Source organism: Candidatus Cardinium hertigii (genome assembly GCF_003788695.1).
Genome location: NZ_RARA01000025.1, coordinates 43875 through 52726, shown reverse-complemented (window position 1 = coordinate 52726; position 8852 = coordinate 43875). Strand labels below are relative to the sequence as shown.

Genomic DNA, 8852 nt, shown 5'->3' with positions numbered 1-8852 from the left:
GCGCATTACTTCGGGCGTATCCTGTAAAGGCTTTCCCATAGGGATTGTAAAAGCCTGTTCCATAACGGTATAATGCGGCCATAAACGCTATATCATCAGTAAGGCTCACTTTGATTCCTTTAATAAAAGCAGTGGTATAGTGTTTTATACAAGGAAAAGTAATCCCCCACTCCCCAAATAGCACTGCTCTTTTCCATAGTAAACGATAAAATAAACTAGTCGCTAGGGCGTTTTGTCCATGAAATGTATAGAAGATATGCAATGCTTCTTCTGGTATAATAGGAATGTTATAACGATGAGACAGTAGATTGATGCCTATTGCTGATTCATTAGTACTGTATTGCTTTAGAATAGTACATCCTATTACTTGTTCTTGTATAGTACCCCTATTTTTCAGCTTATTAATGGTGTCATATTTACCTGTACGATTGATCCAGTTGGTATACGGTCTATTGTCTTCGTTCCATTTTATTTGAGCATCTAAATTATTTATTGCCAAAAATCCTGTCCATTCAATAGTGCCTAAGATAGATGTAAGCGCTACACCGCGTAAACCAACCCGTTTAATGCCTGTATAGGGCGTAATTCCAATATCATTACGGATGATGGATAGGACATCAGTGCCCATGAAACGACTGTCATTACTACCCAACAACAACCCTTGTCCATATCCAATTTGATAATCACCTATTATGAGATGTTTAAAATATNAGCTTAAAAAGGTATCTAAAAGTATAACGCGACATAATAAATAAAAAAATAAAATAAAAAATATGTATAAATTAACGTGAATGTGGGGTTGGGGTTAACAGCTACCTGACCATTATGAAAAAATCAAACATAATCATTTGGTCTATGCGTATCTGTGTTCACACCAATTAGCAATAGCGCAATAATACTAGATCGTAAAAAATGCGCCTTGAACAAAGCTGTGACTAGAAAATCTCAGGCTGAGAGCTTAGTAGAGAATCAGCCTGTTTGAGCCTACTCTTCGTCTTTGAAAAGCTGGCTGCGCTTTACCCCACCAGATATATCATCTGGCGGGGAGCCCTGTTCCGCTTCGGGATTCAGCGTACTTGGGGTCCCCGTGATGTATGTACATACATCATGGGGCGAACTCACATAGTGAGGCCGTTGCAACAGGCCGATAGTATAATTTTTTCTATTTTTCCAGTATTATTTTTTGTTATTTTTTTTCATTTTTGATGTTATGCCGACATTCCGCACAAAAACGCAATAAAAATCATTATTTATTTTGTTCAGTAGTAGTATTTTTCCACAAAAAAATAATTATATTACCTATTGCGTTTAAACTGTTCATCTGTAGTTATATATATGCAAATACATCCATCGAATATATTAGGCAGTAAAATATTAGACCATCTAGGTCTAGTAGCAGCTACGATAGATCAACTAGGTATAGCTCATGCCATAGATAAGCGTCTTCCCCTTACAAAAGGCTCCAAGACTACGCATAGCCAACGAGTTATTGCTATGATACTCAATGGTTTGGGTTTTATAGATCATCGTTTATACTTATTTCCTAAATTTATTGAGAACAAGCCTATTAGTAAACTATTTGGAAATCAAGTTAAAGCAGATGATTTTAATGATGATGCTTTAGGACGCTGTTTAGATGCTATACATGACTATGGAGAAACCAAATTTTTTTCAGAAATAGCTTTAACTATTGCTTTACAACATAATATTTTAGGTAAATCTGCTCATTTGGATACAACTACGTTAACACTCTACGGTGACTATGCATGTGCTGAAACAGATGAGGTAGATGAGGTAAAAAATAGTACTGCTGTAGCAGAAACGAACCGATTAACGCTACCTAAGCTAGCCCGTCCAGCTCATGGCTATGCTAAAAATAAGCGCTTTGATTTAAAGCAAATGACTTTATTATTAGCTACTTCTGGAGCTGCTCACTTCCCTATATGGATGGAAGCACATGCAGGTAACGCTGCAGATAAGACAACTTTGGAAGCTGCTGCTACTCGTATGCAAAATTTTTGCAAAGCTTTAGAAAGCACCCCTTCTTTTTTATATGTGGGCGATTCTGCCATGTATGCCAATTGTGTAAAATATGGGCAAAATTTACTCTGGTTATCTAGAGTACCAGATAATATAAAAGTAGCTAAAACTTTATTAACCAAGCAAACTATTGATTGGATAGAGCTAGACAAGGGATATAAATATATAGTTGTTAATCAGATATATCAAGGAATTGCACAAAGATGGGCATTGATTTATTCCAAAGAAGCTTATGATAAGGAAGTAGTTACTTTAGAAAAAAAGATAGAAAAGGAAGCTAGTGAAACCAATAAACTATTATGGCATTTGGGTAATCAGTTATTTGGCTGTCTGCAAGATCTTGATAAGGAAATCTTGCAAATAAATAAAAAATTACACTATCATAAGATTAGCTATACTGCTGCCACTATACCAACTTATCTAAGAAAAGGACGTCCTAAAAAAGATAATAAACCAGACAAAATTGAATACAAAGCCCATACAGTTTTACTACGAGATGAAGAAAAGATTGAACATGCTACGTTAAGTAAAGGACGTTTTATTCTAGCAACCAATCAATTAGATGAAATTGCTCTTAAAGATAGCGAAATATTATCTACTTATAAAGAACAATCTGGTACTGAATCAGGATTTAAGTTTATTAAAGATAACAGTTTTGAAGTAGATTCTATTTTTCTTAAGAAGCCTGGACGGATTAGTGCTTTAATGGTAGTGATGACGCTTTGTTTAATGGTCTATAGCTTTGCGCAGTATGATTTACGTAAGCAATTAGAAGCAACCAATACTACTATCTTATCTCAAAGTGGCTATGCTACTAAGAAACCTACCATGAAGTGGATTTATAAACTCTTTCATGGCGTACATCTACTTAAAATAAAGATAGGTGAACAGTATCATGAAATAGTTCTCAATATGAATGATATACTAAAAAAGATTGTGCAGCATTTTGGACCTATGGCTTGTAGAATATATGATATTGAATATGAAAATATCTAACAGGGCCAAAGGTCTATCTAATGAGGTTATATTTTGATTATATGGAGTAAAAAGCTTAGCAAGAAAAGGAAAATTGCCTCTTTATAGCCCGTTTTTACGAAAATAATAAGGCTAACTCATACGAATCTGTCGCTAAAAAACCTAAAAAGGGGAAAATATATATTTTAAAAATTTTATGCGGAATGTCGGATTATACTTGAATTTATGCCAATTCCTTTCTTAACCTAGCAACAGGTAGGCCCAGTTCTTCTCTATACTTGGTTACCGTACGGCGCGCTACACTATAGCCCTCTGTGATCAATATTTCTCCCATACGCCTATCTGGATAAGGATTCTGTTTATTTTCACTATTAATCAATTCTAAAATTCTATTTTTAACCGCTTTATTACTGATATTCTCCCCCGTAGATTTGCTAATGCCCTCGGAAAAGAAAAACTTTAGCAGATAAACGCCAAATTTACCTTGAACTGATTTTTGATTGACAATTCTGGAAATAGTAGAGGCATCCATCCCTACCTTATCGGCTACATTTTGTAAAACCATGGGAGTTAACCTATCTGTTTCTTCTCCTTCTAAAAAGAAATTGTATTGAAGCTCTAAAATAGCTTGCATGGTTTTTAAAAGTGTTTGATTGCGCTGTCCCAGTGCTTCCATAAAATATTTGGCATCTTCTAGTTTTTTTTTCAAAAAATCAATTATTTCCTGATTTTCTCTATCTTGCTGGTATGCTGTATCTGTTTTGGTTTTTTTTTCATAAGCTTCCAACATAGTCAGATATTTTTTATTAAAACGTGGCTTATAGATGGGATAATTGACCAGCTCAACAGAAAGATTTCCTTGATTTTCTACAATTATAAAATCAGGAGAGAGGAAATTATTTGTCTGCTCCATTCCATTATAGTTTCCTCCTGGTCTGGGATTCAAATGGGCAATGTGGGCCAGTGCATCTTTTAAAAGATGCCTATCGGCAATGGCTAGTTTTTTGAGGATGCTTTCATAATGCTTCTTGGTAAACTCCTCAAAACAACTGCTTATTATATCTCGGGCTAACTGAATAACTGGATCTGTTTGGTTCTGCCGGTTCAATTGTATTAATAAACATTCCTGAAGATTTCTAGCTGCAATACCAGGTGGGTCTAATTGTTGAATGGCTATAAGTACCTCTTCTACTTCTTGTACAGAAAGTTCTACGTAATGGATTACATGCAGGTCTTGTACAATAATTTCCAAATCACATGGGAGGAAACCATTTTGGTCTAAACTGCCTATCAAATGTTCTCCTATTATATAGCCCACTTCACTCAAATGAAGCCAATGTAATTGTTCTTTTAATTTTTCCTGCAAGGAAACGATGGTTGGTGTCCATTTATCACGAGAAATTTCTGTTTTATAATTTTTTTTATTTAAATCGCTTGGGTAATAATCCGAAAAATTATGGGTAAATGCTTCCGATTCGGGAGCGATGGCATCGTCATTTTCTAATGTTTCGTCTAGCAAAGGATTCGATGCAATTTCTTTGGATATATAGGTATTTAGTGCAATACTAGGCACTTGTAGTAATTTGATAAATTGGATTTGTTGCCCCGATAATTTATGGGAACATTTTTGTTCTAATTGTAACTTTTGCATTTAGAATTCAGTTGGATAGAATAAAAACTATTGCTAGATTTACTGGGACTAGATTTTAGTCTGTTAGACTATTAGACTACTAGTTTAGTTATTATAATTATATTGATGTTATACGAAACAAATATTGATTTAAAAAAATACTTTGCGTAGCAAAATTAAAGAAATTTTACGGTTTGGCATAGTTGGAACGACTATTGAGGCAAAAGGTTGGATTCGAACCAAGCGGGTAAGCAAGCAGGTTATATTCCTTTCGATCAATGATGGATCATGTCAGCAAAATTTGCAAGTGGTTATGGCACCTACGCTTCTTTCAGAAGCGCTGCTGAACCAACTGAGTACAGGGGCCAGTATCGCTGTTTTAGGGCGTTTAGTGGCTTCAAAAGGGCAAAATCAGTCGGTAGAATTAGAAGGTAGCCAACTTACGTTATTGGGTATTGCGCCAGCCTATCCATTGCAACCCAAAGCGCATTCACTGGAATTTTTGCGTACATGGGTGCATCTTCGTTTTCGTACCAATACTTTTGGTGCCGTGTTTCGGATAAGACATGCAGTGAGCTATGCCATTCATCATTTTTTTCATGAACATGGTTTTTTTTATCTTCATACGCCTATTATTACGGCAGCTGATGCAGAAGGAGCAGGAGCGCTATTTCGGGTAACTAGCTTGGATGCGGAGGGGCCAGCTAGAAATCCAGATGGTCGTGTTGATTTTAGAGAAGATTTTTTTAAAAAACCTACTAACTTAACGGTTTCTGGGCAGCTTGCTGCAGAAGCAGCGGCCATGGGGTTGGGAGCAGTGTATACTTTTGGTCCTACGTTTCGGGCAGAAAATTCTAATACCCCCAGGCATTTGGCAGAATTTTGGATGGTTGAACCAGAGGTAGCTTTTAATACTTTGGACGATAATATAGCGCTTGTTGAGGAATTGTTAAAATTTCTACTAAATTACGTGCTGAACAATTGTCAAGAAGAGCTTGCTTGGTTACAAAAACGTGCGCTTAGCAGTACAAATGAAAAGTGTGTAAAGGCACAAATGCCTCTATTGGAGCGATTGGCATTCGTATTAGCACAACCTTTTGTGCAGATTACCTATACAGAAGCAGTGGATATTCTAATGGAAGCTAGACCAAATAAAAATGGAACTTTTGTTTATCCCGTTACCGGTTGGGGTATCGACCTTCAATCAGAACATGAACGTTATTTGGTAGAGGATCATTTTAAAAGTCCTGTAGTCGTAACCAATTATCCGCGAGCGATCAAAGCATTTTACATGCGCCAAAATGATGATGGTAGAACTGTGGCAGCTATGGATGTGCTTTTCCCTGGTGTAGGGGAAATGGTTGGCGGATCTCAAAGAGAAGAACGTCTGGATTATTTGCAGCAAGCTATGCAGCGGGGAAATCTTCAGGTAGAAGATATAAACTGGTACTTTAAAGCTACTTTTTTTGCTTGATCAAAAAAAGTAGCCAAAAAAAATCAAGCGCTGGTGAAAAAACTGCTGAAAAGAAAGGAAAAAAATCAAAAATCAAATCTCGCTCCTACGGAGCTCAGACAAAATGATTTTCTTTTGATTTTTTTCCTTTCTTTTCTTTCCACAGTTTTTTCAAGGCGCATTTTTTATAAACTTACATTATTGCGCTATTTCCGATTGGTATGAACACGGATAGGCCATACGACTGAACGGATACGAAATTTTCTAGTCACAGCTTTATGCAAGGCGCATTTTTTACGATCTAGTATTATTGTACTATTTCTAATTGGTACGAACACGGATACGCATAGGCCACATCACTGAACGGATACATTATTAACTTAAATACGTCTTAACTGCATTTCTTACCAAATTTTTTAATAAGTATTTTGTTACAGTAACTAGGAAAACATGTTGCATCCGGTTATATAAAACGCCTTTAAGTTTAGACCTTTGTTGATCAGGAATAGCATACCACACCAAAGGCACCCCTCCCACAAGTATTCCCAATATTAAAAATAATTTTTTAGACATAATTAATTATATTATAGATGTATAATGTTAAGGGATACAAAATAATGATGGAGAAACAAAGCATGATTCGTCTTTTGTTTCCCCATTATTATCCATTAATATATAATAATATATAATGGATATATACTACAATAAATCTTTCAGAGAACTTCTAGCGCTATTTACAGAACCCTTAACCGAATCCATTGCCTCTTCAGAAGTTGCTTTGCAGTTATCTGAAAAGAATTTTGCTTTATTTTGGATTGCTTTTATGATTTCTTTTTTAGTTTCATCACAAACTAAAATTCCCAATACAGCACCTAAGACTACCCCTAAGACTAAATAATACACATTTCTATAGATATACATGACTTTTGTAATTTAAAATATTAATGTACGCAAACCTCTCGAAAAATATCTCTATATAAAAAACTAAATATATAAAGACTAAAATATAAAAGAAGTAAAGTTACCATAACCATCCTATACGTATACGCTTACTTCTACTATAAGTTGAATTTACAATAAAAAGCTTATAAAAAACAAACAAAATATGCATATACCTAACGAGGCCGTTGCAATANTCCATTGAGTAACCGTAGGAGCGAGATTTGATTTTCGGTTTTTTCCCTTTCTTTTCAGCAGTTTTTTCACCAGCGCTTGATTTTTTTTGGCTACTTTTTTTGATCAAGCAAAAAAAGTAGCTTTAACGAATACTTTCTATTTTCTATTCAAAATTTCTTCACAAATATACTGCATTTCTGTTAACCACTTTGAGCAGATATTATTTTTTTTCCCCCATGGAATATAGAACGAAAGCGTTTCTTTGGCTATGCGTTGTTGATCTGCCCATTCACGCGCATATAAAGTTTGAGTATTGTGGAGCCTATCAGCTAATTTAACCTGTATAACACGGATGTTAACACATTGGCTCAGCATATTTTTGTTTTCCATATCACTGAATTTCCAAGGATAACCATTTGTATGGTAATGGGTAACCCTATCTACAATATAGGCAACTTCAGGGCCATACATGAGATCTATTTGGGTTAAGGTTACCGGTGTATCTTCTACTATATCATGCAACAAACCAGCTAGAATGGTAGATGGATCTTTGGTAACATCTAGCAGTATCTTAGCTACTGCCATAGGATGCGTATAATAAGGCGCTCCCGATTTACGTATCATAAGACCATGCGCATTTTTAATAAAAGCAATGGTTTTTTCCACTATTTCTTGCGTCAAATTGGTTTCTGCTGTAAGCAAGTCTACTAACGTTCTTTCTTGTGCTAAGCTTTCGGTTGTTTCGCTTACCTTATTAGCAGCCAAATCGGTAGAATGGTAGTGAGGCCGTTGCAATAGACAATTAAATTTAATCATAAATAATCCACTTTCCCCTCATTGAAAAAATGGTTAAGTTAACATGAGTTTTCGGTGTTTAATTTTTTAGAATTATTACTAATGTATAGTTATGGCAATCCAAACAAGTGGTCAATTAAGTTTAGCAGATATTTCAGCAAGTAAACGTAAATGTAAACATACCTTTTTTGATCAAATCACTAAAATAATTGATTGGTCAACAATTGAAAAAGAACTTCGCATTTATTATGCTAAAGGCCTACGCTTATCTGGCAAACCTGCCTATAGTCCCCTACTTTTATTTAAAATGCTTTTACTTCAGACATGGTATGGACTGAGTGACTATCAAGTAGAAGAAGAAGTAAACGACCGTATAACTTTTAGCCTATTTTGTGGTATTTCAATGGACAGTTCGGTTCCGGATCATAGTGTATTAAGCAGATTTAGGACTATGCTTACAAAGAAGAAGGCACTAGAGAGGTTATTAAATATAATTAATGATCAGCTATCTGCCCATGGGGTACTGGTTAAAAATGGCTCAGCTGCTATTGATGCTTCAATAACTCCTACTCCCAGATGTCCTAAATGGAAAAAAAGTTATGATCTTCATGCAGATGGCAGTATAACCGTATCTGAAAGTTATCAAAAAGGAGTAGATCCANTTTTAAAAATTTTATGCGGAATGTCGGATATTGGCAGTACGTATGGGTCCATTTATGCAACACCTCTCTATGCCAGAAACGATAGGAGGCCGTTGCAATAGACAATTAAATTTAATCATAAATAATCCACTTTCCCCTCATTGAAAAAATGGTTAATTTAACATGAGTTTTCGGTGTTTAA

Annotated in this window: 5 protein-coding genes and 1 pseudogene; 3 read left to right on the top strand and 3 right to left on the bottom strand. The window is 35.3% G+C overall.

Translation table 11 applies throughout. From position 1 onward, the window contains the following. The first annotated feature begins 1335 nt into the window (after positions 1–1335). Entirely contained in the window at positions 1336–3036 is a 1701-nt protein-coding gene (locus EDM02_RS03395) for an IS1634 family transposase (protein ID WP_123662577.1), read from the top strand. A 202-nt stretch (positions 3037–3238) separates the two neighbouring features. On the opposite strand, the gene rpoN is transcribed toward EDM02_RS03395, so the two are convergent. Continuing rightward, on the bottom strand, positions 3239–4666 hold the full coding sequence (gene rpoN, locus EDM02_RS03390; RefSeq protein ID WP_123663096.1) for an RNA polymerase factor sigma-54: 1428 nt from the start codon (positions 4664–4666) through the stop codon (positions 3239–3241). Between the two features lie 142 nt (positions 4667–4808). Here rpoN and asnS point away from each other — a divergent pair, with 142 nt between their 5' ends. Beyond that, positions 4809–6119 carry an asparagine--tRNA ligase gene (gene asnS, locus EDM02_RS03385; protein ID WP_123663101.1) on the top strand — a complete coding sequence of 437 codons (1311 nt, stop codon included), beginning with the start codon at positions 4809–4811 and terminating at the stop codon, positions 6117–6119. A gap of 678 nt (positions 6120–6797) precedes the next feature. On the opposite strand, the gene EDM02_RS03380 is transcribed toward asnS, so the two are convergent. Both EDM02_RS03380 and EDM02_RS03375 read right to left on the bottom strand, forming a co-directional pair. Beyond that, complete coding sequence (locus EDM02_RS03380) at positions 6798–7019, bottom strand: YtxH domain-containing protein (RefSeq protein ID WP_123663033.1); 222 nt, start codon at positions 7017–7019, stop codon at positions 6798–6800. A gap of 351 nt (positions 7020–7370) precedes the next feature. Then, complete coding sequence (locus EDM02_RS03375) at positions 7371–8030, bottom strand: HD domain-containing protein (protein ID WP_123662178.1); 660 nt, start codon at positions 8028–8030, stop codon at positions 7371–7373. Between the two features lie 91 nt (positions 8031–8121). On the opposite strand from EDM02_RS03375, the pseudogene EDM02_RS03370 reads away from it, so the two are divergent. Then, a pseudogene (locus EDM02_RS03370) lies at positions 8122–8670 on the top strand (transposase); the annotation flags it as partial. Positions 8671–8852 lie beyond the last annotated feature (182 nt).

Coding starts and splice junctions, on each gene's coding strand:
- EDM02_RS03395 (WP_123662577.1), top strand. CDS start 1,336: ATGCAAATACATCCATCGAATATATTAGGCAGTAAAATATTAGACCAT.
- EDM02_RS03380 (WP_123663033.1), bottom strand. CDS start 7,019: ATGTATATCTATAGAAATGTGTATTATTTAGTCTTAGGGGTAGTCTTA.
- rpoN (WP_123663096.1), bottom strand. CDS start 4,666: ATGCAAAAGTTACAATTAGAACAAAAATGTTCCCATAAATTATCGGGG.
- EDM02_RS03375 (WP_123662178.1), bottom strand. CDS start 8,030: ATGATTAAATTTAATTGTCTATTGCAACGGCCTCACTACCATTCTACC.